Origin of the sequence: Stutzerimonas stutzeri (assembly GCF_009789555.1) — a bacterium.
Classification (GTDB): domain Bacteria; phylum Pseudomonadota; class Gammaproteobacteria; order Pseudomonadales; family Pseudomonadaceae; genus Stutzerimonas; species Stutzerimonas stutzeri_R.
Window position 1 is genome coordinate 3,292,378 of record NZ_CP046902.1, and the last position, 26,502, is coordinate 3,318,879.

Below are 26,502 nucleotides of genomic sequence, written 5' to 3' on the forward strand. Positions count from 1 at the left end.
AAGGTCGACACGACGTCGAGCCGAACGCTCCGAGGATCGGAAAAATGATGGAAGGGATCTTGCTGGCAGCAACTGGCTTGCTCGTCGTCTTGACTGTGTTGCCACTCTGGAAGAATCCGGCCTGGTGGGTGCGTGGGCTGGATTTTCCTCGCTTGCAGCTATGCGCGTTCGCCCTGGCACTGTTGTTGGCGCAGGCGTTGCTACTGTCTTACTCCGAACCGCTGCAGATCCTGATTTCCCTGATCGCGGTCGGCTGCCTCGCCTATCAGGCCTGGTGGATCATCCCCTATACCCGCCTGTGGCGGCCCGAAGTGAAGTCCGCCGATACCAGCCGCGACCGCCCTCGTATTCGCGTCATGGCGGCCAATGTGCTGACACCGAACCGCAGGGCCGACGCGCTCAAGGCCCTCGTCCGCGAGCATCGGCCCGATGTGCTGGTGACACTGGAAACCGATGCCTGGTGGGAGGCGCAACTGGAGGAGCTGACGGCGCACTACCCGCACTGCATCCGGTGTCCGCTGGATAATCTCTACGGCATGCACGTCTGGTCCCGATTGCCGCTGGAAAACGCCGAAACCTGTTTTCTCGTCGAAGAGGATGTGCCTTCGATGCACGCACGGGTCCGGCTGAGCGAGCGAGTGGCGATCCGCATGCATTTCCTGCATCCGGCGCCGCCGAGTCCGACCGAGAACGACGAATCCACCGAGCGCGATATCGAGCTGCTGCTGGTGGCCAAAAGCGTTCAGGACGACGAGCCCGACACGCCGATCATCGTGACCGGCGACCTCAATGACGTGGCCTGGTCGGCCAACACTCGCCTGTTCCGCAAGATCAGCGGGTTGCTCGATCCTCGGGTCGGTCGATGCATGGTCAACAGTTTCCATGCCCGGCACTGGTTTCTACGCTGGCCGCTTGACCACCTGTTTCACAGTCACCATTTCCAACTGGTGAGCATCCAGCGATTGCCGCAGTTCGGCTCTGATCATTTTCCCGTGTTGGTCGAACTACAATACGACCCTGACGGCGAGCAGCAGAGCCTGCCAGGCGACACCTCCGACGAGCGCGAAGCACAGGACAAGATTGACCAGAAGGATGTCAGCGAGTCAGACGTACCAGAGCCGGAAAAGCACTGAGCCCGGGTGATCGGGATGACCCGAGCGGCGGGCGCGGCCGCGTCGAGGGTGCTGCCAGGCTTCGTACCGCAGCAAGGCACGGCGCAGCCCGATCGCGTCAGACCTCGTTCACCCGGTTGAACTGCACCGCCAGGCGCATCGTCTCGTGCGATTCGAGCGCCAGCAGGTCACTGGCCAGTTCGCGCGCACCGTCTATCTCGGCCCGTCGAGCCAGGGAGCGGTACAGGTCCATCACCTGATTGTGAATGGTGAACAGTTCACGGGAGATCTCCTCGACGCTCATGGTGGCGTACGGCATCGCGCACGGCTGGCTGCGAATCACCGGGTTGCGTGCCACGTAGTCGTAGACCCAGGTATGCAGGGCTTTCGGGTCGGCATGGCGCTCCACCCGTTCTATGGTGCTGGTCAGCGCCTTTTCGTGATCGGCAAGGTATGCCAGCAACCACTGCGCACGCTGTTCTTCGTGCCGCAGCGCACTGCGCCGCAGGCATCTGGACAGTTCTCGGTGAGTGTCGCGGGTCCAGTCGATGAGGTCTTCGAATCGCTCGATCTTCATGTTCTTCGCCTCCACGCCTTCAATCGGAACGGAGCCCCGTGCGGGCGAATCCACGTCGGCACCGGCCTTGCGCTCCTGCAAACCCCCGACCCTGTCCTCAGGCCTTGGTTGAAGAGTAGCCATCACTGGCTGAAACAGCCCGGCAACGAGGGGTACGACCTGTATCGGGGTTTTGCTGATCATCGCTGGGGCCGACTCCGGCACCCTGAAGGTCTACGCTGATGTCAGACAGGCTCGATATCCCGATCCGCTCTGGCTCCGGGGCGCAACGACTGTATCGAAACGACTGACGCCCTATCGCTTCACGGAGGGTAATCGACATGATGACCACCACGCTCGGTATCAGGCTTGACCAGGCAGCCCGCGATCGACTCGAGGCGGCGGCCCGCCAGATCGACCGCACGCCGCAATGGGTGGTCAGACAGGCGTTGCTGCATTATCTCGACCAGCTGGAAAGCGGCGCGGCCGTGGGCATTGGCGAGGCCGCGGATGACAGGGCCGATCACGTCAGCATCGATATCACGCCCGAGCCGCAGCCATTTCTGGAGTTTGCCGAGAGCGTACTGCCGCAGTCGGTCCTGCGCGCCGCGATCACCGCCGCCTACCGCCGCCCCGAACCGGAGGCCGTGCCGGTAGTGCTGGAACAGGCGCGGCTGCCGCCGGACAAGGCCGAGGCCACGCACCGACTGGCCCTGCGCCTTGCCGAGAAGCTGCGCAACCAGAAAAGCGCGGGGGGGCGGCAAGGCTTGGTCCAGGGGTTGTTGCAGGAGTTTTCCCTGTCGTCACAGGAAGGCGTGGCACTGATGTGCCTGGCCGAAGCCCTGCTCAGGGTACCGGATACCGGCACTCGCGATGCGCTGATCCGCGACAAGATCAGTACCGGCAACTGGCAACAGCACCTGGGCAACAGCCAATCGGTGTTCGTCAACGCGGCGACCTGGGGCCTGATGCTCACGGGTCGGCTGGTGGCCACGCATAACGAATCGAATCTCTCCTCCTCGCTCAACCGCCTGATCGGCAAGGGCGGCGAGCCACTGGTTCGCAAAGGCGTGGACATGGCCATGCGACTGATGGGCGAGCAGTTCGTCACCGGGGAAACCATCCATGAAGCGTTAGCCAATGCGCAGGCCATGGAAGCCAAGGGCTTTCGTTATTCCTACGACATGCTCGGCGAGGCGGCCCTGACCGCCAGCGATGCACGCCGCTACCTGGCGTCGTACGAGCAGGCGATCCACGCCATTGGCATGGCTTCGCGCGGTCGTGGCATCTACGAGGGACCGGGCATCTCGATCAAGCTGTCTGCGCTGCATCCACGCTACAGCCGTGCACAATACGAACGGGTGATGGACGAGTTGTACCCCACCTTACTGTCGCTGACCCAACTGGCACGACGCTACGACATCGGCATCAATATCGATGCCGAAGAGGCCGACCGCCTCGAGCTGTCGCTGGACCTGCTCGAACGCCTCTGCCTCGAACCCTCGCTGGACGAATGGAACGGTATCGGGTTCGTTATCCAGGCTTATCAGAAACGTTGCCCCTACGTGGTGGATTACCTGATCGACCTGGCCAAACGCAGCCGTCACCGGCTGATGATCCGCCTGGTCAAGGGCGCCTACTGGGACAGCGAAATCAAGCTGGCGCAGGTCAACGGCCTGGAGGGTTACCCGGTCTATACCCGCAAGGCGTATACCGACGTATCGTTCATTGCCTGTGCCCGCAAGCTGCTCGCGGCGCCGGAGGCGATCTACCCGCAATTCGCCACTCACAACGCCCACACACTGGCCGCCGTATATCACCTCGCTGGCCAGAACTATTACCCCGGCCAGTATGAATTCCAGTGCCTGCATGGCATGGGCGAGCCACTTTACGAGCAGGTCGTCGGTAAGGGCGACGAGCGCCTCAACCGCCCCTGCCGGATCTATGCGCCGGTGGGCAGTCACGAAACACTGCTGGCCTACCTGGTACGGCGTCTGCTGGAAAATGGCGCCAACACGTCCTTCGTCAACCGCATCGCCGACAGGTCCCTTTCGCTCGATGAGCTGGTGGCCGATCCGGTGGTGACCGTCGAGCGGATGCTCGCCGAGCCAGGCACGCTTGGGCTGCCTCATCCGAAGATTCCGCTGCCCCGGCAGCTTTACGGCGACACCCGTCCGAACGCGTGCGGGCTCGACCTTTCCAACGAGCAGCGCCTGGCCTCGCTCTCGTCCGCCTTGCTGGCCGGCACACATCAGCGTCTTAGCGCATCGCCGCTGCTCGGTTGCGCGGCGGTTTCGACGATGCCGTTCGAGCCGTTGCTCAACCCGGCCGACCATCGGGACCGGGTCGGTCAGGTGCAGCACGCCAGCGACGAGGATGTCGACAATGCCTTGCGTTGCGCGCAGGACAACGCCCCCGCCTGGCAAGCCACCGCACCGGAAGTACGCGCGGCGGCGCTGCTCCGGGCCGCCGAGCTGATGGAGCAGCGGATGCCGCAGTTGATGGGTGTGTTGATCCGTGAAGCGGGCAAATCGTACGTCAACGCCATCGCCGAGGTCCGCGAAGCGGTGGATTTCCTGCGCTTCTATGGTGCTCAGGTGCGCGATAACTTCGATAACGACACCCATCGTCCGGTCGGCCCGGTGGTGTGCATCAGTCCCTGGAATTTCCCCTTGGCGATTTTCACCGGCCAGATCTGCGCCGCGCTGGGCGCCGGCAATACAGTGCTGGCCAAGCCGGCTGAACAGACCCCACTGATTGCCGCCCTGGGCGTGCAGATCCTGCACGAAGCGGGTATTCCCCGAGGCGTTCTGCAACTGCTTCCCGGACGCGGCGAAACCGTCGGCGCCCGGCTGGTCAGCGACGAACGCGTTCGCGGCGTGATGTTCACCGGCTCCACCGCGGTCGCCGCAATCCTCCAGCGCAGCATCGCCGGGCGGTTGGACAGCCGTGGCCGGAGCATCCCGCTGATTGCCGAAACCGGTGGGCAGAACGCGATGATCGTCGATTCCTCGGCACTGACCGAACAGGTGGTCATGGACGTGATGAACTCTGCGTTCGACAGCGCCGGCCAGCGCTGCTCGGCGTTGCGCGTGCTCTGCGTACAGCAGGACGTTGCCGAACGGGTCATCGAGATGCTCAAGGGGGCGATGGCCGAGGCCCACATGGGCAATCCGCAGCGGCTGGCGGTGGACGTCGGGCCGGTTATCGACGCCGAGGCCCGAGACGCTATTGAACGACACCTGCAGGCCATGCGCGACAGGGGCCGCCGGGTGCACCAGATGGCCCGCGTCGATGAGCACGAATGTGCCCACGGCACCTACGTGATGCCCACGCTGATCGAACTGGCGCAGCTCGAGGAGTTGCAACAGGAAATCTTCGGCCCGGTGTTGCACGTGCTGCGCTATCGTCGCGCCGACCTGGACGCCCTGCTGGATCGGATCAACGCCGCTGGCTACGGCTTGACGCTGGGCGTGCATACCCGCATCGACGAAACCATCAGCCTGGTCATCGACCGTGCAAAGGTGGGCAATCTCTACGTCAATCGCAACATCGTCGGCGCGGTGGTCGGGGTACAACCGTTCGGAGGCGAAGGACTTTCCGGTACCGGCCCCAAGGCTGGCGGCCCGCTATACCTGTACCGTTTGCTATCGGAGCGGCCATACGATGCACTGCTGCGCGCGCTGGATTTCGGTGGCTCGCAAACCGTGCCGGAGGTGCGCCAGTCCGCCGAACAGGCCAACGCGGCGAGCGCCTTCAGGCAGTGGGCGCATGAGAACGGCCGGAGCGAGCTGGCGACCCTTTGCGAGCGTTATGCCGAGCAGTCGCAGAGCGGCACAACACGGCTGCTCAACGGCCCCACCGGCGAGCGCAACAGTTACAGCCTGCTTGCGCGCGATGCCGTGCTGTGCCTGGCGGAGACCGAACAGGATCTGCTGATCCAGCTCGCTGCGGTGCTGGCCGTGGGCAGCGAAGCCGTGGTGCCGGACGCATCGCCCGGCAATCCATTGATCGCCCAGCTTCCCCAGGCGGTGCAGGCCCGCATTTCGCGCGTCACGGACTGGACCGGCGACCAGGTGCACTTCGATGCGGTGTTGCACCATGGCGATCCCGACCGACTGCGTGAGGTCAGCCTGCGCCTGTCGCAACGCAGCGGCCCCATCGTTGCCGTACAAGGGCTGGCACGAGGCGAAACCGACATTCCCCTGGAGCGGCTGTTGATTGAACGCGCACTGAGCATCAACACAGCCGCGGCAGGCGGCAACGCGAGCCTGATGACCATCGGATGACCGACGGCCGACCGCACGCGCGCACGTTCAGCCCGCGTTCGGCTAGCCGGGCCCAATCGCTTCGGCGCGACCCGCGGTTCGCAGGTTTCGGCTCGCTAGTAGACCGCCACCACCTCGTAACGCTGCCGACGGTCACCCACCTGGACGTCTACCTCCTCGCCGGCACTGCGGCCAAGCAGCGCTTGCCCCAAGGGAGAGCGCGGCGATATCACCAGCACCTGCGCGCCCTCGACGAGCAGCTGCAATCCTGCCGCATCGGGCCCCAGAAAAACCCAGCGGCGCTCGCCGGCCGTTTCCAGAACGACCAGAGCCCCGAGCTTGATGGATTCAGGGTCCGGGGTGCGCACTGGAAAGTTGCGGTAGCTGGACAGGGCCTGCTCGATCTCATGCAGCCGGCGCCGCTGGCCGTCGGCCAGGTAGGCGGCCTCCAGCCCCCGGGTATCGTATTTGTTCTCCGCCTTGCTCTCGGCATGCGTCGCGGCCTCATGGGATGCCTTCAACGCATCCCTGGCGATCAGCAGATCGGCTTGCAGCCTGTCGATGATCGATGTGTGAACGAGGGTCTTGTTCATGTGGACTCGGAAAAAGGCGTATTCGGTGCCTAGCATGGCATCGGTGGGCTCGCGGAGCACCCGGTTCAGCGCTCCGCCCACCACGCGCCCCGAAGGCAGGCGTCGCGTCGTCGCCCGTGCTGCCGGTGGTCGGGCGGCCAATGAACCGATGCCGAAGCGCGACTGTCCAGACAAAAGCGTCCGGATCAGCTGAAACGAGCGATTTTGTCGGCCCGCGACAGCGTTTTTTTACAAAAGTGGAAATTTGCCGCAGGCGATAGAGCGAGACGCTGCTTATACTGACCACCCAACCCAATCTGGAGCCACATCCGTGAATAAAGCCGAGTTGATTGAAGCTATCGCAGCCTCCGCCGACGTCCCGAAGAGCACTGCCACCCGTGTGCTGGATGCCTTTACCGAAAGCGTGACCAACACCCTGCAGAACGGCGACAGCGTAACGCTGGTAGGCTTTGGCACCTTTGCCGTCAAAGAGCGTGCCGCTCGTGACGGCCGCAATCCCCAGACCGGCGCGACGATCAAGATCTCCGCAGCCAAGCTGCCGGGCTTCAAGCCGGGCAAATCGCTGAAAGATGCGGTGAACTAAGCATCTATTCAATTACCGGGCTGCTGACGTCCCCAGCGGACGCAGCGCCTGCTCGGAACGCCATTCAAGCCACGGCGTCTTGCCGACCCTCCGCTACTTCCGGCGTACCCGCCCTGTCCAGTCCGCCTCGTCGACACTGATCGATTACCGCCGCCGTACCGACCGTCTGAAGCTGGCCCCGCGTCGCTTGCAGCGGATCGTCCAAGCCAGGCAGCGTCATCCCGAGCAGGATGAACGCCACCGTGCAACCTGGCAGGCCATCGTTGCGCCGATGCCGATCCGGCGTATGCCTACTTGTCGCGATCGACCGCGAAGCCCGACCAGGCCTGACGCGAGGGCATGATTTCCAGCCGATTGATATTGATATGCGCCGGCAAGGTGGCGACGTAGAAGATCTGTTCGGCAATGTCCTCGGCCGTCAACGGCGTGGTGGTGCTGTAGAGCGCATCGGACGCCGCCTGGTTGCCCTTGGTACGAACCAGTGTGAACTCGGTCTCGGCCATGCCTGGCGCGATGTCAGTGACTCGCACGCCGGTCGCGATCAGGTCGCAGCGAAGGTTGTAGCTGAACTGCTGAACGAAGGCCTTGCTGGCCCCGTAGACGTGGCTGCCCGGATACGGCCACTGGCCCGCAACCGAACCGATGTTGACGATGCTGGCGCCCTTGCCGGTTTCGATCAGCGTTGGCAGCAAGGCGTGGGTGACATTGACCAGACCCGTGATATTGGTGTCGATCATGGTGTGCCAGTCGTTCAGGTCGGTCTTTTGCGAAGGCTCCGGCGCCAGCGCCAGGCCTGCGTTATTGACCAGGCAGGTCACCGAACGGAAGCCCTCGGGCAGATTGGCGACCACCTCTTTCACGGCTTGCGCCTTGCGCACATCGAGCGTGGCGATGTGTACCGGCACCTTGTCGCCCAGCTCGGCCTTCAGCGCCTCCAGACGCTCGGAGCGCCGACCCGTCAATACCAGCGACCAGCCCGCCTGTGCGAAACGACGCGCCGTGGCACGCCCGAACCCAGACGTAGCGCCAGTGATGAATACGACCTTGTTTTCCATGCTGTTCCTCTTTCGATTGGCAACGCCGGTAGAGGCGTTGCGGTGGTATCGGCGATCTATGGTCTGTCGATTGGCGAAAAAATTCGAGTGGTTTCCAAGCTGTACGGCACGGTGCTACCGGCCAGCGACCGGAGGCTGCCCTGCCACCGCCGACCCCAACGCCATTCGCGGTCCGTTAGGAGGCATCGATCCCCTAGCGCGCACCATCAGGGCGCACGCCAACGCAGGCAAGCGTCGATCAAAGCCCGCCGTTACACCCTCTACCCGGTTGGCACCGCTCTTGCTAAACCCTCTATGCCCAGGAAGCTGCGGCTCAGGGACGAGAACATTCAGAAATAGCCGACTAGGGTTCCGGCTCGCATCGCGAGCGGCTGGTCCGAGAGTTGGCGACCTCCAGTGAGGTTACACGGCGGGACAAAAGCCCGGGAGACGGCGTTCGACACGCAGCTCCTATCGCCATGTCCACTCACTGGAGGTCCGTTTATGCCCCCGCTCGGATTCGAACAGACGACCGACCCACGGCACATGCCACCGAACGAGCGCGGGGTCTTCCCATGCGCCTGATCAACCGTGTCCCCGGACGCACCGGCAGGGCACTGCTGATCCTCCTGCCGTTCACGGTCCTGCTGTTGGTCTATCTGGCCAGCTCCGCGCAGCGCCTGCAAACCAACCCCAACGACAAGCTCCTGCCCAGCTTCACGCAGATGTCCAGCGCTGTGGAGCGTCTCGCCTTCACACCGGACAAACGCAGCGGCGACTACCTGTTCTGGCAAGACACCGCCGCCAGCCTCAAGCGCCTCGGCGTCGGTCTGGGCATCGCGGCGGTCGCCGGGCTGTGTCTGGGCGTGGCCGCCGGCACGCTGCCGTTGTTCAGTGCCCCCTTGTCGCCCTTGCTGACGGTGCTGTCGATGGTGCCGCCGCTGGCGATTCTGCCGATCCTGTTCATTGTTTTCGGTCTCGGCGAACTGTCCAAGGTGATGCTCATCGTTATCGGCGTGACCCCGGTACTGGCACGCGACCTCGAACAGCGCGCCCGGGAAATCCCAGCGGAACTGCTGATCAAGGCGCAGACCCTGGGTGCCAACACCTGGACGCTGATCCTGCGGGTGGTCTTGCCGCAACTCTTGCCGCGTCTACTGATCGCGCTGCGACTGGTGTTGGGTTCCGCCTGGCTGTTTCTCATCGCCGCCGAGGCCATCGCCTCCACCGACGGGCTGGGTTACCGGATCTTCCTGGTGCGGCGCTATTTGGCCATGGACGTGATTCTGCCCTACGTCGCCTGGATCACCCTGCTCGCCTGGAGCATGGACTTCGGCCTGCGCAAGCTCACCCAGTTGGCCTTCCCCTGGTATGAAGGAGCCAAGGCATGAGCACTGAGTCGAAAACCGCCAAGCCTTTCATTCAGGTCAACAATGTCTGGCAGGAGTACGGCGATCAGGTAGTGCTGGAACGGCTGAACCTGAGCGTCAATGAAGGTGAGTTCTGCACGTTGGTCGGCGCGTCCGGCTGTGGCAAGTCCACCTTCCTGCGTTTGTTGCTCGGCCAGGAGCGGCCCAGCCGTGGCGACATCCTGCTGGACGGCACAGCCATCGCCCACGAGCCGGATGCCAGCCGCGGCGTGGTCTTCCAGCGCTATTCGGTGTTCGCGCACCTGTCGGTGCTGGACAACGTCGCGCTGGGCCTGGAACTGCCCAGGGCCCCCTTGCTGGGTCGCCTGTTCGGTCGAGCCAAGCGCGAAGCGCGCGAACAGGCCGAAGTGATACTGCACAAGGTCGGCCTCGGTCATTCCCTGGACAAATACCCGGCGCAATTGTCCGGCGGCATGCAGCAGCGGCTGGCCATCGCCCAGGCGGTGATCACCCAGCCACGCGTGCTGCTGCTCGACGAGCCCTTCGGCGCGCTCGATCCGGGCATTCGCAAGGACATGCACGAGTTGCTGCTGCAACTCTGGCAGGACACCCGTCTGACCGTGTTCATGGTGACCCACGACCTTTCCGAAGGCTTCACCCTTGGCACCCGCATTCTGGTCTTCGACAAGACCCGCATCGATCCTCAGGCGCCGGGTGCCTATGGCGCGCGAGTGACCTACGACATCCCTCTGAACGCTGAACGGCGAGTCGCACGCGGCGCCTGTGGCGACCTGCCGACACAACTCAGCTATCTGCACATCGTCAATAAAGGAGCCTGACATGAGCGCTTCCCTCGCTATCCGCCCCACGCTGTACGAAGAAACGCTGCCCGGCGGCGGACATACCTCGTTCGTGCTCAAACGCGGCCAACTGTTGCGCCTGACCGATCTTGAAGGCGGCGCCAATGTCAGCCTGATGATGTTCAACGCTGCGGAAAAAAGTGAACGGCTGAACCTGCCGGATACGCTGAAAGGCCAGCACACCGCCAAACTCACCGCCGGCCATTGCCTGTATTCGGACATGGGCCGTGTGCTCGCCGCCATCACCGCCGACACCTGCGGCTGGCACGACAGCTTCGGCGGCGTGCTCAATGCCGATGAAGTCGCGCAAAAGTATGGCCAGGGCCGCTATCAGGAGCTGCGCAACGGTTTCTTCCGCAACGGCGTCGACAACCTGCTGGTTGAAATGGGCAAGTGGAACCTGAACCTGCAGGACCTGCTGATGACCCTCAATCTGTTCAGCAAGGTCGCCGTGGATGCCGACGGCGGTTTTGCCTTCCAGCCCGGCAACTCCAAAGCGGGTGACTACCTCGAACTCTACGCGCCGATGGACACGTTGGTGGTGCTCACCGCCCTGCAACACCCGATGGACCCGAATCCCGAATACGCGCCGAAACCGATTCAGCTCAGTTGGCAGCGCGTCGACAGCGACGGAATCACCGTGCTGTGCCGCAGTTCGCGCGCGGAAAACGGTCGCGCCTTCCACAACACCGAACGGCTCTACATCTGAGGAGGTGCCGCAATGACTATCCGTGAAAGCAATCTGCACCCCGAAACCGCCACGTTTCATCATGTGATTCCGGCGGGCGAGCCTTATCTGTTCGAGGTAAAGGCCGGGCAAACGCTGCGCCTGCTCGACCTTGAGGGCAATCAGGCAATCGATACGCTGTTTTTCGGTGCGAAGAACCCACGCGAACGTTTCGACCCGCAACGCACCCTGCGCAAACAGAACAAGGTCTACCTCTCCACCGGCACGGTGCTTTATTCGAACCTCGGCAATCCGCTGTTGACCATCGTCGCCGACACCTGCGGTCGCCACGACACTCTCGGCGGTGCCTGTGCCCAGGAAAGCAACGTGGTGCGCTACGCGCTGGACAAGCGCTACATGCACAGTTGCCGCGACAACTTCCTGCGCGCCAGCCTGCACGATGGGCGGCTGGATAAGCGCGACATCGGCGCCAACATCAACTTCTTCATGAATGTGCCAGTGACCGCCGAAGGCGGGCTGACCTTCGAGGACGGCATCTCGGCACCTGGCAAATATGTAGAGCTGAAGGCCGAACAGGACGTGATCGTCCTGATTTCCAACTGCCCGCAACTGAACAACCCCTGCAACGGCTGGAATCCGACCCCGGCCGAGGTGCTGGTGTGGGATTGAGTTCGCCCCAGCCAGGGTGATCAGCCAACGCGCCGCCGCCCGGCCCAGCCAGCACAGCGTTCAACCACGGACGACCGTGGTCACCACGAATTAAAGCGGGACGGCCCGCCCAGCCCTTTGAGGGTCAATGGACATGTTCGACACACTCCTGATCGCCAACCGCGGGGCCATCGCCTGCCGCATCCAACGCACGCTGAAGGCGCTCGATTGCCGAAGCGTGGCCGTTTACGCCGAGGCGGATGCGGCCAGCCTGCATATCCAGCAGGCCGATGAAGCGCATAGTCTGGGCGAAGGGCCGGCTGCCCTCACCTATCTGGACGACGACAAAATCCTCGACGTCGCCAGGCGTAGCGGTGCCAAGGCGATTCACCCTGGCTACGGCTTCCTGTCGGAGAACGCCGCCTTTGCCGAGGCGTGCGAAGCCGCCGGTATCGCCTTTGTCGGGCCCACCCCGGAACAACTTCGCGTGTTCGGTCTCAAGCACACCGCGCGGGCCCTGGCCAAGCAGCACGACGTGCCGATGCTGGAAGGCACCGAACTGCTGGAAAACCTCGAGGCCGCTCTGAAGGCTGGCGAGCAAGTGGGTTATCCGGTGATGCTCAAGAGCACCGCTGGCGGCGGCGGTATCGGCATGCGCGTGTGCCGCAGCGCCGACGAATTGTCGGACGCGTTCGAGGCGGTCAAACGCCTGGGGCAGAACAATTTCAGCGACGCCGGGGTCTTCATCGAGAAGTACATTCAGCGCGCCCGCCATCTGGAAGTGCAGGTGTTCGGCGACGGCCAGGGCGAGGTGATCGCCCTCGGCGTCCGCGACTGCTCGGTGCAGCGCCGCAACCAGAAAGTGCTGGAAGAAACCCCCGCGCCGAACCTGCCCGCCGGCATGGCCGAGGCACTGTGCGAGGCCGCCATCACCCTGGCCAAGGCCGTCCGCTACCGCAGCGCCGGCACCGTCGAGTTCGTCTACGATGGCGAGGCCGAGCGCTTCTATTTCCTCGAGGTGAATACCCGCCTGCAAGTCGAACATGGCGTCACCGAGCAGGTCTGGGGCGTCGATCTGGTGCGCTGGATGATCGAGCTGGCGGCGGGCGACCTGGCCCCGCTGGCGGAACTGGGCTGCCAGTTGAAACCGCAGGGACACGCGATCCAGGCGCGGCTGTACGCGGAAGATCCGGGCCGTGACTTCCAGCCGAGTCCGGGGCTGCTGACCGAGGTTGCGTTTCCCGCCGCCGACGGGCACGCGCTGCGCATCGACACGTGGGTCGAAGCCGGTTGTGAAATCCCGCCGTACTTCGATCCGATGATCGCCAAGCTCATCACCTGGGCACCCAGTCGGGACAAGGCGCGCGCCGCACTCGATCAGGCCCTGGCCGACACGCGACTGTATGGCGTGGAAACCAACCGCGATCATCTGCGGCAGATCCTCGCCTATTCGCCCTTCGTCGAGGGCAATCCCTGGACCCGTTGCCTCGAAGGCCTGCGTTACCGCGCCAGCACCTTCGAAGTGCTCAGCGCCGGCACCCAGACCACCGTGCAGGATTTCCCCGGTCGCCTGGGCTACTGGTCCGTCGGCGTGCCACCGTCAGGCCCGATGGACAGCCGCGCGCTGCAACTGGGCAACGCGTTGCTCGGCAACCCGACCGACGCCGCCGGGCTGGAAATCACCATGAGCGGGCCACGGCTGCGCTTCAATACCGATGCCGTGATTGCGCTGACCGGCGCGGCGGTTGCGCTGACGCTCGACGGCGTGGAACAGCCAATGAACACGGCCATTCTGGTCGAGGCCGGCAGTACCCTCGCCATCGGCACCATTGCCGGGGCTGGCGCGCGCTGCTACCTGAGCCTGCGCGGCGGCATCCAGGTGCCCGACTATCTGGGCAGCAAGAGCACCTTCACCCTGGGGCAGTTCGGCGGCCACGCAGGTCGTGCCCTGCGCGCGGGCGATGTGCTGCACCTGCTGCCGCTCGACGACAGATCGGCTGCTGCCAGCCTGCCTGCCGAGCTGTGCCCGCCACTGCCCGCCGTGCGCACGATCCGGGTGATCTATGGCCCGCATGGCGCCCCCGAATACTTCAGCGAAAACTACATCGAGACCTTCTTCGCCACCGATTGGGAGGTGCATTTCAATTCCAGCCGGACGGGTGTTCGCCTGATCGGTCCGAAACCGGAATGGACACGTGACAGCGGTGGCGAGGCCGGGCTGCATCCGTCCAACATTCACGACAATCCCTACGCCATCGGCGCGGTGGATTTCACCGGCGACATGCCGGTGATCCTCGGCCCGGACGGTCCGAGCCTGGGCGGTTTCGTCTGCCCGGTGACCCTCATCGAAGCCGATCTCTGGCAACTCGGCCAGCTCAAGGCGGGCGACAAGGTGCGCTTCCTGCCGGTGGATATCGTCACTGCGCGAGCCCTCGCCAGGGCGCAGCGAGATGCGCTTTCTCTCAAGGGCGATGCGTTCGCCCACGCGCCAACGGTCGAAGCGACCCGCACGGGTGCACCGGCCTCCCCCATCGTTCTCGATTTGGGTGCGGCGGATAGCCGACTGCTGGCACGTCTCTCGGGCGACACCCATCTTCTGCTGGAAATCGGCCAGCCGGAACTGGATCTGGTGCTGCGCTTTCGCGCTCACGCCCTGATGCAGGCGCTGGAGGCGCGCTCGGTCGAGGGCATCATCGACCTCACCCCCGGCATTCGCTCCCTGCAAGTCCACTACCAGCCCGAAACGCTGTCGCTGGAGCAGCTCCTCGACATCGTCGCCAGTCTCTGGGACGCGGTGTGCTCGGCGCAGGATCTGAAAGTCCCCTCGCGCATCGTCCACCTGCCGCTGTCGTGGGACGACCCGGCCTGCCAACTGGCAATCGAGAAGTACATGACCACGGTCCGCAAGGACGCCCCCTGGTGCCCAAGCAACCTGGAGTTCATCCGCCGCATCAACGACCTGCCGAATCTCGACGCCGTGTACCGCACCGTATTCGAGGCCAGCTATCTGGTGATGGGCCTGGGCGACGTCTACCTTGGCGCCCCGGTGGCCACCCCGCTCGACCCGCGCCACCGTCTGGTCACGACCAAGTACAACCCGGCTCGCACCTGGACCGCGGAAAACTCCGTGGGCATCGGCGGCGCCTACCTGTGTGTCTACGGCATGGAAGGTCCGGGTGGTTATCAGTTCGTTGGTCGCACCTTGCAGATGTGGAATCGCTATCGCGAGGTCGCGGCCTTTGGCGGTCAGCCGTGGTTGCTGCGCTTCTTCGATCAGATCCGTTTCTACCCGGTCTGCGCCGACGAACTGCTGAAAATACGCCGCGATTTCCCGCTGGGGCGCTACCCACTGGAGATCGAGGAAACCGAACTGAGGCTGTCCGATTATCAAGCGTTTCTCGACCGCGAGGCCGAAAGCATCGACGACTTCCGCCAGCAGCAGCGCGCCGCCTTCGATGCCGAACGCCAGCGCTGGATCGAATCCGGCCAGGCGCATTTCGAGAGCCAGGAAGTCGCGGCCGATCTCGCTGAAGACATTCCGCTCGGCCACGGCCAGCACGGCATCGAGAGCCATATCGCCGGCAATCTCTGGCAGGTGCAGGCGAAGGTCGGCGACTGCGTCAAGGCGGGCGATGTGCTGGTGATTCTGGAGTCGATGAAAATGGAAATCCCTCTCACTGCGCCCCTCGATGGCGTGATCAAAGAGGTCAGCGTACAACCCGGCTCCGCGGTGCGGGCCGGCCAGCGCGTCGTGGTAATCGAGGCCGCGTGATGCTTGCCGACCGCCCACCCCTGAGCCGATAACGATCAACACTAAAGGAAGCAGACCATGACTCGCGACTTCGACCTGCGTCTCGACACGCTGCGCAGCGCTTATACAGACCTCAAGCAGACCCCTCGCCAGCTGATCGCTGCCTTGCATGAGCAGGCACTGGCGCTGCAAGGTGAATTCAACCTCTTCATTCACCTGCTGAGCCTTGAGGAACTGGAGCCCTACCTCGTCGCACTGGACGGTCAATCGCCCGCCAGTTTGCCGCTGTATGGCGTGCCGTTCGCCATCAAGGACAACATCGACCTGGCCGGTATTCCGACCACCGCTGCCTGTCCGGCCTTTGCCTACACGCCTGAGACCAGCGCGACCATCGTCGAGCAATTGATCGCCCTCGGCGCGATTCCCATGGGCAAGACCAATCTCGACCAGTTCGCGACCGGGCTGAACGGAACGCGCTCGCCCTATGGCGAATGCCGCAACAGCGTACATCCGGACTATCCGTCTGGCGGTTCCAGCGCCGGTTCGTCACTGGCCGTCGCGCTGGGTCTTTGCAGTTTCGCCCTCGGCACCGACACCGCCGGATCTGGACGCGTACCGGCTGCCTTGAACAACCTGGTGGGCTTGAAGGCCAGCAAGGGCCTGATCTCCACGGCAGGCGTCGTACCCGCCTGCCGCACACTCGATTGCGTCACCTACTTCACCGCCACCGCCGCCGAAGCCAGCCAGTTGCTGGCCCTGACCGCCACGCTCGATCCGCGCGATGAGTACAGCCGGACCAATCCGCTGTGGAACGATGGGTCGGCGTTCGGCAAGGTCGAGCGGTTTCGCTTCGGCGTGCCGCAGCCACTGGAGTTTCTCGGTTGCGCGCAAAGCCCGGCACTGTTCGAGGCGACCGTCGAGCACCTGAAATCCATCGGCGGCGAGGCGGTGCCCATCGACTTCACGCCGTTCCTGGAAGCCGCTCGCCTGCTCTATGAAGGGCCATGGGTGGCCGAGCGCTACAGTGTCGCCGGCGAACTGATCGAACAGCAGCCCGATGCCGTGCTGCCAGTGATCAAGGCCGTGCTGGACAAGGCGCCCAGCACAACCGCCGTACAATTGTTCCGCGCCCAGTATCGCTTGCAACAGCTCAAGGCGATCTGCGACCGGATCATGGCCGAGGTCGATTGCGTGCTGACCCCGGCCTATCCTCGCCCGGTCACGCTGGATGAACTGCACGCCGAACCGGTCCGGCGCAATTCGGACCTCGGCTATTACACCAACTTCATGAACATGCTCGATTACGCTGCCGTGGCCGTGCCAGCCGGCGTCATGGCTAACGGCCTGCCGTGGGGCGTGACGTTGTTCGGACGGGTTTTCACGGATCAGTATCTGCTCAGTCTGGCCGACGCATTGCAACGCCACACCGGCATCCCGCTTATCGGTGGCCGGTCGATTACATCGCCCGCACCGCAGAACCCCGCCCGCAACGACCGCGCCCGTGTGGTGGTCTGCGGTGCGCATCTGCAAGGCCTTCCGCTGAACTGGCAACTCAGCCAGCGTGGCGGTCGCTTGCTGGAAACCACTCGCAGCGCGCCGCATTACGCACTCTACGCGCTGGCCGGAGGGCCGCCGATGCGACCGGGCATGCTGCGCGTGGCCGAAGGCGGTGCGGCGATCGCGGTAGAAGTATGGGAGCTGCCAAGCAGCGAGCTGGGGTCTTTTCTCACGGGCATTCCCGCACCGCTGGGGCTGGGCAAGGTAGAGCTGGAGGACGGTCGCTGGGAGACCGGCTTCATTTGCGACCCTTACGGCCTGGCCGGTGCGCAAGAAATCACAGCCTTCGGCGGCTGGCGCGCCTATATGAAGAGCCGGGGCTGAAAATCGCGGTTCCCGACACGCCGATTCCGCTGCTTTCACAGTCCCGATTCCCTCCACGCCACGGTCGAAGCCATCCGGCGATCCAGGGGCGCTGGCAGGGCCTGACAGCCGGAAAACCGAAGCCCAGGTCGAATGAGCTCAACCCAACGCGGTGCCTGGGTGGGGCTTATTCATTGTTCCGTACGCACGGCCCCTTCGAGGGGGCCGGATTCATTTGGCCACCTCATCTGTCCCGGCACCATTGGAGAGCAGCACTCACCATTTGAGCGCAGTTTGCGCCGCTCGCTTCCTTTAGAATCAATCGAGATATATTACGTAACCGCTTGAATTACAAAGATATCAAACATCACAACCAATCTGGCACGCAACCTGCTCAGGAGATATTGAACGGGATGAGTCGCCACAGCGACCATGACGCTCGGCACACAGGAGCAACACAGAGGCGAACTAGGGTTCCGGCTCATGAACATGAGCGGCTGGTCCGAGAGTTCTCCGGTCCCATGGAGCGGGACTACACGGCGGGATAAAAGCCCGGGAGACGCGATGTCATCCCGTGCCGGTTCTTCCACTGTGTAGGAGTTTCACCATGACCGCTCCGCTGCTTCGTTCGTTGCACAAGACCCTGATCGGCGCCACGCTGGCCGCTGCGACCGTTTTCGCTCCGCTGGCTGCGCAGGCGGCGGAACAACTCAAGATCGGCACGGTGGTCTGGGCCGGTTATGGCCCGTTCTATGTCGCTGACAAGAAGGATCTGTTCAAGCCGCACGGGCTCGAACTGGAATTACAATTCTTCAACGACCCGGCGCTGATCCCCACGGCCATGCTCAGCCGCGCGCTCGATGGCGGCATGCTCACCTACGACCAGGTGGTGGCGTCGGTCGCCAAAGGCCTCAAGCATCGGGTGGTGATGCCCATCGACTTTTCCAACGGAGGCGATGCCATCGTCGCGGATGCATCGATCAACTCGGTCGCGGACTTCAAGGGCAAGAAAGTCGGTTACAACCCCTTGTCGCCCTCCGATTTCCTGCTCGCCTACGCCCTGCGGCAGAACGGCATGAGCGAGCAGGATATCCAGCCCGTGAACATGACTCCCGAAGGCATTCCCGGCGCCATGGCCTCGGGCAACCTGCCGGTCGGCGTGACCTATGAGCCCAACGTTTCGCAAATTCTGTCCATGGGCGGCGACAGGTTCAAGGTCGTGTATTCCTCCAAGGACGCGCCGGGCCTGATCACCGACGTGCTGGTCTTCGACGAAGCGGTGATCGCCAAGAAGCCAGCCGCCATCAAGGCATTGATTCAGGGCTACCTCGACGGGCTCGCCTACATGCAGGAACACCCCGACGAGTCGGCGCAGATTATCGGGCAAGTGCTGGGCGTCAGCGCTGAAGAAGCCACCGAGCAGATGTCCGGCGCCTACAACATCCCACTCGCGGAGATGGGCAAGAGCTTTACGCCCGGCACGGACACCCACTCTTTCCATGGCAGTGGAGAAATCATCGCCAAGTTGTTGATGGATAACGGACAAATCCCATCGATCCCGGACTTCAGCACAACCTACGACGCGCAATTCACTGAAGCGCTCGCCGAGTAATTCACGCCGGGGGCGACGCTTGCGCGCCCCGGCTGGAGCCGAATATGCGAACCCAGAAACCGCTTTTCCGATATGCCGATGGCCTGATACCGAACAACCTCGCCATGAGCTATACGCTGCTTGGTTACCTGACCGGACTGGCCCTGCTGTTCCCCGCCAATGGCTGGCTGAATGCCTTGGGCACCCTGCTGCTCGGCCACGCGATGATCATTGCCGCCTACCTGATTCACGAATTCGCCCACGGCACCATCTTCAGCGTGCCGAAACACAACCAGTGGGCGGGCACCGCCTGTAGCTGGCTGGCCGGCAGTTGCTACGCCGACTTCCAGGACCTGCGCAAGAAGCACATGCGCCACCACGTCGACCGTGCCGATGTGATCACGTTTGACAGCAAGGCCTTCCTCAAGGCCCGCCCGCTCTGGTTGCAGAAGCTGGTGCTGGCGCTGGAATGGGCGTATGTGCCGGCGGTCGAGCTGATCATGCACGTCTACGTCATCGTCTTGCCGTTCGTGACGGGCAACGAGAAACATCGCGCACGGCGCGGCAAGGTCGTTCGGGTGATGGTGGTCCGTGCCGCGCTTTTCGCACTGCTGGGATGGCTGTCGCTCAAGGCGCTGCTGTTGTACGCCGTGGCCTGGATGCTGATGATCACGGTGCTGCGCTTCGCCGATGCCTACCAGCACACCTATGAGGCCTTCGCCGTCCTCGAAGAAGGCAAGCTGCCGGAGAACAGGCAGCGCGACCGTGCCTACGAACAGCTCAACACCTTCAGCAATGTGGTGTCCGCGCGCTGGCCTGCGCTGAATCTGCTGCTGCTCAACTTTTCCTTCCACAACGCCCATCACGAGAAACCCGTTGCGCCCTGGTATCGCCTGCCCGCGCTGCACGCCGAGCTGTATGGCAGCGCCTACAACCAGGTGATCCCGATGCGCGACCTGCTCGGCAGCTTCCACCGCTATCGCCTGCGTCGTGTACTCGATGACGATTACGGCGTGGTCGGTGAAGGCCCGCAGAAGGCCGACGGTTTCTACGGTGCGGTTGGCGTGTCTTTCCTCACGGCGGTGTGAACATGCATAAAGCACTCGATTATCGCGGACGTTGCGTCGTGCTCACCGGCGCCGCAGGCGGCATAGGCCGACGACTCGCGCAGACCTACGCGGAGGCCGGCGCCACCCTGGAGCTGGTCGATCGCAACGCGCAGGCCCTGGCAGAGCTGGTGGAAAGCCTCCAACCGCAGGGCTCGCTGCATGCCTCCACGCTGGATCTGACCGACTGGCATGCGGTGCAGCATTTCGCTGACGACCTCGCCTGCCGCAACCGATCAGTCGACGTGCTGGTAAACAACGCCGGTCTCGAATACCCGACGCCGATCAGCGAGCCCAGCGTTGAAGCAGACGCCTGCTGGACGCGATTGCTGGATAACAACGTCTCGTCCATGCAGCGCCTGACCCGCGCCCTGCTGCCGCGCCTGAGGGCCGGTGCCAGCGTCATCAACCAGGCGTCGATCTGGGGTCTCAAAGGTGTACCGGGGTTTTCCGCCTATGTCGCAAGCAAGCACGCGGTGGTCGGGCTGACGCGTTCGCTGGCGTGGGAGCTGGGCCCGCGGCGTATCCGGGTCAACGCGGTCTGTCCGGGTTGGATCGGCACCGACGCCGCCATGCGCTCGTTGCGAGTGATGGCCGCCGAGAACGGCCGCAGCGAAGCCGAAGAGCTGGTCGCGGTGCTGGCCAGCCAGGCGATCCCGGAGCTGCTGACCCCGGCCGACCTGTCCGGCACCTTCCTGTTTCTCGGCTCGCCCCTGGCCGCCGCCCTGACCGGACAGGCATTGTCGGTCAGCCATGGTGAGGTGATGCATTGATGGATCGCCTGCCGCTGGACGGCAAAGTCGCGCTGGTCACCGGCGCGGCGACCGGCATTGGCCGGGCGACGGTGCTGGGCCTCGCGCAGGCCGGCGCTCAGGTCTGGGTCAATCATCTCGGTCAGCCGGACCTCGCGCAACGACTGTGCGAGAGCGTCGCTGAACACGGCGGACTGGCCCGCTGCGTGGAAGCCGACGTCAGCTCGCCCGCCGCCGTTGCCAGCATGTTCGAACAGGTACTCGCCAACGGGCCGCTCGACTTGCTGGTCAACAACGCCGGCATCATTCTGGAAAAACCTTTTCTCGACACCACCGAGCAGGACTGGACGCAGGTGCTGGGCGTCGATCTGCACGGCGTCTACCGCTGCTGCCAGCACGCGTTGCGGCATATGCAGCCCCGGCGATGCGGCGCTATCGTCAACCTCGCCTCCGACCTGGGTTTTCTCGGCCGTAGCGACTATGCCGCCTATTGCACGGCCAAGGCCGGGGTGATCGGCCTGACCCGTTCGCTGGCGCGAGAGTTCGCCAGCCACGGCATCCGGGTGAATGCCGTCGCGCCCGGTCCCATCGCCACCGCGATGGTTTCACCGCAACACATGAGCGATGAGTGGATGGCCAAGGAGCTGGACATCCCCATGGCGCGTCTCGGCACGCCTGAGGAGGTCGCCGCCGCGATCGTGTTTCTGCTGTCACCCTCTGCCAGCTACTTCACCGGACAGATTCTCGGGCCCAACGGCGGCTCCTGGATGGGCGCATGAGCACGTTGCTGCCGCAAGCGCTGCTGGTCTCCGGCGCAATCGTCTGGGGCCTGGGCTGGCTGCCGTTGCATCATTTCGCCAGCGTCGGTCTGGTTGGCATGCCGCTGGTGCTGCTGGTCTACGGCTTGCTCAGCCTGATCGCCGTCCCGCTGCTCTGGCAGCAACGCAGCGCCTGGTGGCCGCAACGTAACGGCTTGCTGGCGATTGCCGTGTGCGGCGGTGGCGCAACCGCCGCCCTGGTGACGGCGCTGGCCATCGGCGACGTGGTGCGGGTGATGCTGCTGTTCTATCTCGCACCGGTCTGGGGCGTTCTCGGGGGTTGGCTGTGGCTCGGCGAGCGCTTGAGCGTGCTCCGCGTCGGCGCGTTGCTGCTGGCGCTGCTGGGGATCGCCTTGACGCTGGGTATCAGCCGCGAGCTGATCCAGCCGCTGAGCGGCAGCGACTGGCTCGCCCTGATCGCAGGCCTCGGTTTCAGCCTCAATAATCTCGCGACGCGGGCTGCCGACCGGGTGCCGCTGGCCAGCAAGACCTTGGCGCCCTTCGTCGGCAGTGCACTGATCGCCGCGCTGCTTTGCCCGGCGCTGGGCGAATACCCACCGCCGCTCACCGTCGCGCTGAGCTGGCAGATCGCGCTGATGGCGCTGGGCTGGCTGCTGAGCATGGCTGCGGTGCAATACGGCGTCAGTCACCTCGAAGCCGGGCGTGCCGCGGTCCTGGTCGTTTTCGAGCTGGTCGCCGCCGTGCTGTCCTCGGCCTGGCTCGGCGCACAGGCTATCGGCACACATGAATGGATCGGCGCGGCGCTGGTGACCCTTGCCGCCCTGATCGCCAGTTGGCCGGACCGTCCGGCATTGACCGTCATCCGGAGTCCTTCGATATGAACAGCGTCCACATGGATCAACTCAGCTGGGTCGAGTACGAACGTCGCGTGCGCGACGGTGCCGTGCTGTTTCTGCCCTGCGGCGCGACCGAACAGCATGGCCCGCACCTGCCGCTGGGCACCGATGCGTTGCTGGCCAGCGCCATTTGCGCGGACGTGGCGAGCCGGGTCGGTGGGCTGGTTGCCCCCGCATTGTCCTACGGCTACAAATCGCAGCCCAAGTGCGGCGGCGGGCAGCATTTCTGCGGCACCACCAGCCTCGATGGCGCGACCCTGAGCGCCCTCGTGCGAGACGCGGTGCGTGAATTCCATCGGCACGGGGTCAAGCGGCTGGTCCTGGTGGTCGGGCATTACGAGAACCAGTGGTTCGTGACCGAAGGTATCCAACTGGCATTGCGCGAACTGGGCGTAGACGCCGGTCTCGAAGTGATGCGTCTCGAACATTGGGACTTCTGCCGTGAAGACACCCTCGCCGACGTGTTTCCCGATGGTTTTCCAGGGTTCGCCCTGGAGCACGCGGCGGTCATCGAAACTTCACTGATGTTGCATTACCACCCCGCCCTGGTCGCACTGGAGCGTATCCCGGACGACGGCCCCGCCGACTTTCCGCCCTACGACATGTACCCCAGCCGAACCGAATGGGTGCCGCCGTCCGGTGTGCTGTCTTCGGCCAGAGGCTCGACGGCAGCCAAGGGCGAGCGCATGGCCGGGGATATCGTGGGCGGGATTGCCGCGGCGGTCTGCCACGAATTCGGCCTGGAGAACCTGCGTTGAACCTGGCGCTGGAGCACACCGCGCTGCTGGTGATCGATATGCAGCGCGACTTCTGCGCGCCAGGCGGCTACGCCGAGCAGGCCGGACTGGATATCCAACTGCTGCGCGCGCCCATCGAGCCGATCCGCCAGTTGTTGGCTGCCGCGCGCCGCTGCGGGCTGTTCATCGTGCATACCCGCGAAGGTCATCGCGCCGACCTCAGCGACCTGGCCGAGACCAAGCGTCGTCGTGCGCAGGCCAGCGGCGCACCGATTGGCAGCCCCGGACCGCTGGGACGCCTGTTGGTGCGCGGCGAATACGGCAACGACCTGATCGACGAATTGCAGCCCATGGCCGGCGAGCCGGTGATCGACAAACCCGGTTACAGCGCCTTCACCCACACCGATCTGGAATTGCTGTTGCGTAGCCGAGGCATTGGTCGGTTGATTCTGACTGGCGTGACCACCGAGGTGTGCGTGTCCTCGACGCTGCGACACGCGGTGGATCTCGGCTTCGGCTGCCTGACCGTCGCCGACGCGTGCGGTTCGGCCCACCCCGCGCTGCATGCCGCCGCGCTGTCGATGATCGGAGTCGAAGGCGGGCTGTTCGGCGTGGTCATCACCACCGATGCGTTGCTCGCGTTGCTGGAGATGCCCGCATGACTGAGCTGATCACTTACGGACCGCCGCTGGCCGGTCACACCGGGGCTGCGCGGTGGCCCAGCCGCGACCTGGCCTGCTGGCGAACCTTCACACGTTTCCGGGAGAACCCCACATGAAACCTGTTCCCGAGCCGTATCTGGGCGTATGGCGTCGTCGTCTGCTGACCACGACTGCCGGTCATCGTGACGAAACCAGTGAAGTCTACTGGCTACAAACGGCACACCTGCACGCCGACGTGCGCATCCCCCATCCGCCGACCGAGGCCCCTGCCGCGTCGCTTGCTACCTGCACCCACGCGCAACAGCAGGCGTTGTGCGAGCAAGCGGGCTTTGCCGGGGTCACGGACGTGCAGGACGACGTCTGCCAGTGGCATCGGCTGATCGATTACCAACCGCCCGGTGGCCCGCCGGACATTGGTTGCATGCGCTTCGAGGGGCCTGATCGACTGATCGAGGATGGCCTCGACGGCAGCTATCACGAAATCTGGCACCGCGTACCCGAATCGCAGGGCACCCATTGGGAACTCTGGCTGCGTTCGGCCGATGAGCCGACACGCCAGGCCTGCCTGCTGGTTGCCGGTGACTACTTCATGTTTGCCGCCGACCGTCCCGCCACGCTGGATGCCGATGGTGCTCACCTGCGCGAGCAACTCGCCCGCGTGTCCCCGGCGCAACGGCTCGATCTGCTCGCCTGCGAGATATCGTTCGGTCGCCACCGCAACGGCGCGACGCCCTGGATGATCAGTCATTCGACGCTGCCAGGGCGCGTCGGCGACAACCTGCTGCGAAGCTACTGGAATTTCAGCGACGCCTCCGGCGTTCCCGAACAGGACCTGGCCCGTATCGGCGGCTTTGCGCCGCCCCTCGGCTGGGTCCGTGTTGCGACCCCGACGCCCAACACGCTGCAGGAGGTATTTGCATGACAGCCCATGCTCCCATTGCCTCGACCGCCGCCGCATTCGAGCAATCTGCCGCACCTGAAGCACAGCCGCTCCCTGCCAGTGGCCCCTCAACGCCCGGCCGCGTGAAACCCGAGCGCTGGTGGCGCATTCGCGGCGATCTGCCGAAAACCACCGTCTGGGCGCTGGCCGCCGCCGGTCTGGTTACACCCTTCGTCCTCTGGTGGGCCTACACTGCGCTGGGACTCGCCGACCCGATGTTCATGCCCAGCCCTGGCGCTGTGCTGGAACGGGTCGGGCGCTGGTGGACAAGCGAAGGCCTGCTCACCGACATAGGCATCAGCGTCTGGCGGGTCATGGCGGGGTTCGGTGCATCCGCCCTGCTGGCGCTGCCGCTGGGGCTGTATATCGGCACCTATCGCCCGGTGCAGGCGTTTCTCGAACCGCTCACCGACTTCATCCGCTACATGCCGGCGGTGGCGTTCATTCCGCTGGTGATGCTGTGGGTGGGCATCGACGAAGGTTCCAAGGTCCTGATCATTTTCATCGGCACCTTCTTCCAGATGGTCCTGATGGTGGCCGAGGACGTGCGCCGCGTCCCCATGACCCAGATCGAGGCGGCACAGACCATGGGCGCCAGCCGCAGCGAAATCGTCAAGCTGGTGATCCTGCCGTCGGCGCGGCCAGCGATTCTCGACACGTTGCGTATCACCTGCGGCTGGGCCTGGACGTATCTGGTCGTCGCCGAACTGGTGGCGGCCAATTCGGGCCTCGGCTACGCGATTCTCAAGGCCCAGCGCTACATGCACACCGACAAGATTTTCGCCGGCATCCTGCTGATCGGTCTGATCGGGTTGCTGACCGACCAAGCCTTCCGCTGGCTCTCACGCCGCGCCTTCCCGTGGAGGAAACACGCATGAGCGACGCCAAGATACGCATTCGGCACGTGGGCAAGACCTTCGTCAGCGACACCCGCGAGGTCGAAGCGCTGCAATCGGTCAGTCTGGATATTCAGCCCAACGAGTTCATCACCTTCGTCGGTGCCTCGGGCTGCGGCAAGTCCACGCTGCTGCGCATCATCGCCGGTCTGGAAACGCTCAGCCGTGGGGAAATCCTGCTCGACGGCCACGCCATCGATGGCCCCGGCGTCGACCGCGCCATGGTCTTCCAGCACTACAGCCTCTACCCCTGGCTGACGGTGATGAAAAACATCAAGTTCTGCCGGCAGCTCAAGGTCATTTCCGATACCGTGCGGGGCGATGGCGATATCGAAACCGCCAGCGGCCGGGCCGACGCGCTGCTCAGTCTGATGGGGCTGGGTCCCTTCGCCGATGCCTATCCCAGCCAGCTCTCCGGTGGCATGCAACAGCGTGTCGCCATCGCCCGCGCGCTGATGCCCAAACCCGCGACGCTGCTGATGGATGAGCCCTTCGGGGCGCTCGACGCTCAGACCCGCGAGGTCATGCACGACCTGATCCGCCATGTGCACGCGCTGGAGAAGACCACGATCCTGTTCGTCACCCATGATGTCGAAGAGGCCATCTACCTGGGCGGTCGCGTGGTGCTGATGGCTCCACGGCCCGGACGCATCGACTCGATCTATGACGTACCGTTGCCCGCGCGGCGCGACCAGGAGATGAAGCTGTCGCCTGAGTTCACCGCGTTGAAGCGCGAGATTCTCGCGCGGATTCGTGAAACCTCCGGGATGCAGACCGACCTCGATCAGTTGGCCAAGCTCACCGCAATCGCCGGCTGAAG

The 26,502-nt window shown here is 64.3% G+C and carries 22 protein-coding genes and 2 riboswitches; of the genes, 19 read left to right on the top strand and 3 right to left on the bottom strand.

The features are described from left to right. The first annotated feature begins 44 nt into the window (after nt 1–44). Complete coding sequence (locus GQA94_RS15090; RefSeq protein WP_158188786.1) at nt 45–1,133, top strand: endonuclease/exonuclease/phosphatase family protein; 1,089 nt, start codon at nt 45–47, stop codon at nt 1,131–1,133. A 97-nt stretch (nt 1,134–1,230) separates the two neighbouring features. Here the strand turns inward: GQA94_RS15090 and GQA94_RS15095 are convergent, their stop codons facing one another. Continuing rightward, nucleotides 1,231–1,872 (bottom strand): ATPase, encoded by a 642-nt coding sequence (locus tag GQA94_RS15095; protein ID WP_199270051.1) that lies wholly within the window; start codon nt 1,870–1,872, stop codon nt 1,231–1,233. 137 nt (nt 1,873–2,009) lie between these two features. On the opposite strand from GQA94_RS15095, the gene putA reads away from it, so the two are divergent. Further along, nucleotides 2,010–5,957 (top strand): trifunctional transcriptional regulator/proline dehydrogenase/L-glutamate gamma-semialdehyde dehydrogenase, encoded by a 3,948-nt coding sequence (gene putA / locus GQA94_RS15100; protein ID WP_158188787.1) that lies wholly within the window; start codon nt 2,010–2,012, stop codon nt 5,955–5,957. Nucleotides 5,958–6,052: 95 nt separating this feature from the next. Here putA and GQA94_RS15105 read toward each other — a convergent pair whose 3' ends face one another. Next, a complete protein-coding gene (locus GQA94_RS15105; RefSeq protein WP_158188788.1) occupies nt 6,053–6,529 on the bottom strand; it encodes a GreA/GreB family elongation factor in 477 nt (158 codons plus the stop codon). A 310-nt stretch (nt 6,530–6,839) separates the two neighbouring features. Between GQA94_RS15105 and GQA94_RS15110 the strand changes: the two genes are divergently transcribed. Continuing rightward, nucleotides 6,840–7,112 carry an HU family DNA-binding protein gene (locus GQA94_RS15110; protein WP_019339665.1) on the top strand — a complete coding sequence of 91 codons (273 nt, stop codon included), beginning with the start codon at nt 6,840–6,842 and terminating at the stop codon, nt 7,110–7,112. A gap of 290 nt (nt 7,113–7,402) precedes the next feature. Here GQA94_RS15110 and GQA94_RS15115 read toward each other — a convergent pair whose 3' ends face one another. Continuing rightward, complete coding sequence (locus GQA94_RS15115) at nt 7,403–8,167, bottom strand: SDR family NAD(P)-dependent oxidoreductase (protein WP_158188789.1); 765 nt, start codon at nt 8,165–8,167, stop codon at nt 7,403–7,405. 332 nt (nt 8,168–8,499) lie between these two features. Next, nucleotides 8,500–8,598, top strand: a riboswitch (guanidine-I (ykkC/yxkD leader). Nucleotides 8,599–8,721: 123 nt separating this feature from the next. Between GQA94_RS15115 and GQA94_RS15120 the strand changes: the two genes are divergently transcribed. The 16 genes from GQA94_RS15120 (at nt 8,722) to GQA94_RS15195 (ending at nt 26,500) form a co-directional block, all read left to right on the top strand. Further along, a complete protein-coding gene (locus GQA94_RS15120) occupies nt 8,722–9,537 on the top strand; it encodes an ABC transporter permease (protein WP_158188790.1) in 816 nt (271 codons plus the stop codon). Further along, entirely contained in the window at nt 9,534–10,355 is an 822-nt protein-coding gene (locus GQA94_RS15125) for an ABC transporter ATP-binding protein (protein ID WP_158188791.1), read from the top strand. The genes GQA94_RS15120 and GQA94_RS15125 overlap by 4 nt, the downstream gene beginning before the upstream one ends. A 1-nt stretch (nt 10,356) precedes the next feature. After that, complete coding sequence (locus GQA94_RS15130) at nt 10,357–11,085, top strand: urea amidolyase associated protein UAAP1 (protein ID WP_158188792.1); 729 nt, start codon at nt 10,357–10,359, stop codon at nt 11,083–11,085. A 12-nt stretch (nt 11,086–11,097) separates the two neighbouring features. After that, nucleotides 11,098–11,733 carry an urea amidolyase associated protein UAAP2 gene (locus GQA94_RS15135; protein WP_158188793.1) on the top strand — a complete coding sequence of 212 codons (636 nt, stop codon included), beginning with the start codon at nt 11,098–11,100 and terminating at the stop codon, nt 11,731–11,733. Between the two features lie 133 nt (nt 11,734–11,866). Next, a complete protein-coding gene (uca, locus tag GQA94_RS15140) occupies nt 11,867–15,484 on the top strand; it encodes an urea carboxylase (protein WP_158188794.1) in 3,618 nt (1,205 codons plus the stop codon). A 57-nt stretch (nt 15,485–15,541) separates the two neighbouring features. Further along, nucleotides 15,542–17,344, top strand: coding sequence for an allophanate hydrolase (gene atzF, locus GQA94_RS15145; protein ID WP_158188795.1), 1,803 nt, complete (start codon nt 15,542–15,544; stop codon nt 17,342–17,344). A 436-nt stretch (nt 17,345–17,780) separates the two neighbouring features. Beyond that, nucleotides 17,781–17,884: riboswitch (guanidine-I (ykkC/yxkD leader) on the top strand. Between the two features lie 46 nt (nt 17,885–17,930). Beyond that, a complete protein-coding gene (locus GQA94_RS15150) occupies nt 17,931–18,935 on the top strand; it encodes an ABC transporter substrate-binding protein (RefSeq protein WP_158188796.1) in 1,005 nt (334 codons plus the stop codon). A gap of 44 nt (nt 18,936–18,979) precedes the next feature. Next, nucleotides 18,980–20,002 (top strand): fatty acid desaturase family protein, encoded by a 1,023-nt coding sequence (locus tag GQA94_RS15155; RefSeq protein WP_158188797.1) that lies wholly within the window; start codon nt 18,980–18,982, stop codon nt 20,000–20,002. A 2-nt stretch (nt 20,003–20,004) separates the two neighbouring features. After that, entirely contained in the window at nt 20,005–20,793 is a 789-nt protein-coding gene (locus tag GQA94_RS15160) for an SDR family NAD(P)-dependent oxidoreductase (protein ID WP_158188798.1), read from the top strand. Continuing rightward, nucleotides 20,793–21,551 carry an SDR family NAD(P)-dependent oxidoreductase gene (locus tag GQA94_RS15165; RefSeq protein ID WP_158188799.1) on the top strand — a complete coding sequence of 253 codons (759 nt, stop codon included), beginning with the start codon at nt 20,793–20,795 and terminating at the stop codon, nt 21,549–21,551. The genes GQA94_RS15160 and GQA94_RS15165 overlap by 1 nt, the downstream gene beginning before the upstream one ends. Then, entirely contained in the window at nt 21,548–22,432 is an 885-nt protein-coding gene (locus GQA94_RS15170; protein WP_158188800.1) for a DMT family transporter, read from the top strand. The genes GQA94_RS15165 and GQA94_RS15170 overlap by 4 nt, the downstream gene beginning before the upstream one ends. After that, entirely contained in the window at nt 22,429–23,205 is a 777-nt protein-coding gene (locus GQA94_RS15175) for a creatininase (protein ID WP_158188801.1), read from the top strand. The genes GQA94_RS15170 and GQA94_RS15175 overlap by 4 nt, the downstream gene beginning before the upstream one ends. A gap of 38 nt (nt 23,206–23,243) precedes the next feature. Next, nucleotides 23,244–23,846, top strand: a complete 603-nt coding sequence (locus GQA94_RS15180) for a cysteine hydrolase family protein (protein ID WP_158190127.1) — start codon at nt 23,244–23,246, stop codon at nt 23,844–23,846. A gap of 112 nt (nt 23,847–23,958) precedes the next feature. Next, nucleotides 23,959–24,768 carry a hypothetical protein gene (locus GQA94_RS15185; protein WP_158188802.1) on the top strand — a complete coding sequence of 270 codons (810 nt, stop codon included), beginning with the start codon at nt 23,959–23,961 and terminating at the stop codon, nt 24,766–24,768. After that, nucleotides 24,765–25,664: an ABC transporter permease gene (locus GQA94_RS15190; RefSeq protein WP_158188803.1), complete on the top strand. Its 900-nt coding sequence runs from the start codon at nt 24,765–24,767 to the stop codon at nt 25,662–25,664. Before GQA94_RS15185 ends, GQA94_RS15190 begins: the two co-directional genes overlap by 4 nt. Further along, nucleotides 25,661–26,500, top strand: coding sequence for an ABC transporter ATP-binding protein (locus GQA94_RS15195; RefSeq protein ID WP_158188804.1), 840 nt, complete (start codon nt 25,661–25,663; stop codon nt 26,498–26,500). Before GQA94_RS15190 ends, GQA94_RS15195 begins: the two co-directional genes overlap by 4 nt. Nucleotides 26,501–26,502 lie beyond the last annotated feature (2 nt).

Coding starts and splice junctions, on each gene's coding strand:
- GQA94_RS15180 (WP_158190127.1), top strand. CDS start 23,244: ATGCAGCGCGACTTCTGCGCGCCAGGCGGCTACGCCGAGCAGGCCGGA.
- GQA94_RS15165 (WP_158188799.1), top strand. CDS start 20,793: ATGGATCGCCTGCCGCTGGACGGCAAAGTCGCGCTGGTCACCGGCGCG.
- GQA94_RS15135 (WP_158188793.1), top strand. CDS start 11,098: ATGACTATCCGTGAAAGCAATCTGCACCCCGAAACCGCCACGTTTCAT.
- GQA94_RS15130 (WP_158188792.1), top strand. CDS start 10,357: ATGAGCGCTTCCCTCGCTATCCGCCCCACGCTGTACGAAGAAACGCTG.
- GQA94_RS15155 (WP_158188797.1), top strand. CDS start 18,980: ATGCGAACCCAGAAACCGCTTTTCCGATATGCCGATGGCCTGATACCG.
- GQA94_RS15195 (WP_158188804.1), top strand. CDS start 25,661: ATGAGCGACGCCAAGATACGCATTCGGCACGTGGGCAAGACCTTCGTC.
- GQA94_RS15160 (WP_158188798.1), top strand. CDS start 20,005: ATGCATAAAGCACTCGATTATCGCGGACGTTGCGTCGTGCTCACCGGC.
- uca (WP_158188794.1), top strand. CDS start 11,867: ATGTTCGACACACTCCTGATCGCCAACCGCGGGGCCATCGCCTGCCGC.
- GQA94_RS15090 (WP_158188786.1), top strand. CDS start 45: ATGATGGAAGGGATCTTGCTGGCAGCAACTGGCTTGCTCGTCGTCTTG.
- GQA94_RS15190 (WP_158188803.1), top strand. CDS start 24,765: ATGACAGCCCATGCTCCCATTGCCTCGACCGCCGCCGCATTCGAGCAA.
- GQA94_RS15175 (WP_158188801.1), top strand. CDS start 22,429: ATGAACAGCGTCCACATGGATCAACTCAGCTGGGTCGAGTACGAACGT.
- atzF (WP_158188795.1), top strand. CDS start 15,542: ATGACTCGCGACTTCGACCTGCGTCTCGACACGCTGCGCAGCGCTTAT.
- GQA94_RS15185 (WP_158188802.1), top strand. CDS start 23,959: ATGAAACCTGTTCCCGAGCCGTATCTGGGCGTATGGCGTCGTCGTCTG.
- GQA94_RS15105 (WP_158188788.1), bottom strand. CDS start 6,529: ATGAACAAGACCCTCGTTCACACATCGATCATCGACAGGCTGCAAGCC.
- GQA94_RS15150 (WP_158188796.1), top strand. CDS start 17,931: ATGACCGCTCCGCTGCTTCGTTCGTTGCACAAGACCCTGATCGGCGCC.
- GQA94_RS15120 (WP_158188790.1), top strand. CDS start 8,722: ATGCGCCTGATCAACCGTGTCCCCGGACGCACCGGCAGGGCACTGCTG.
- putA (WP_158188787.1), top strand. CDS start 2,010: ATGATGACCACCACGCTCGGTATCAGGCTTGACCAGGCAGCCCGCGAT.
- GQA94_RS15125 (WP_158188791.1), top strand. CDS start 9,534: ATGAGCACTGAGTCGAAAACCGCCAAGCCTTTCATTCAGGTCAACAAT.
- GQA94_RS15095 (WP_199270051.1), bottom strand. CDS start 1,872: ATGATCAGCAAAACCCCGATACAGGTCGTACCCCTCGTTGCCGGGCTG.
- GQA94_RS15170 (WP_158188800.1), top strand. CDS start 21,548: ATGAGCACGTTGCTGCCGCAAGCGCTGCTGGTCTCCGGCGCAATCGTC.
- GQA94_RS15115 (WP_158188789.1), bottom strand. CDS start 8,167: ATGGAAAACAAGGTCGTATTCATCACTGGCGCTACGTCTGGGTTCGGG.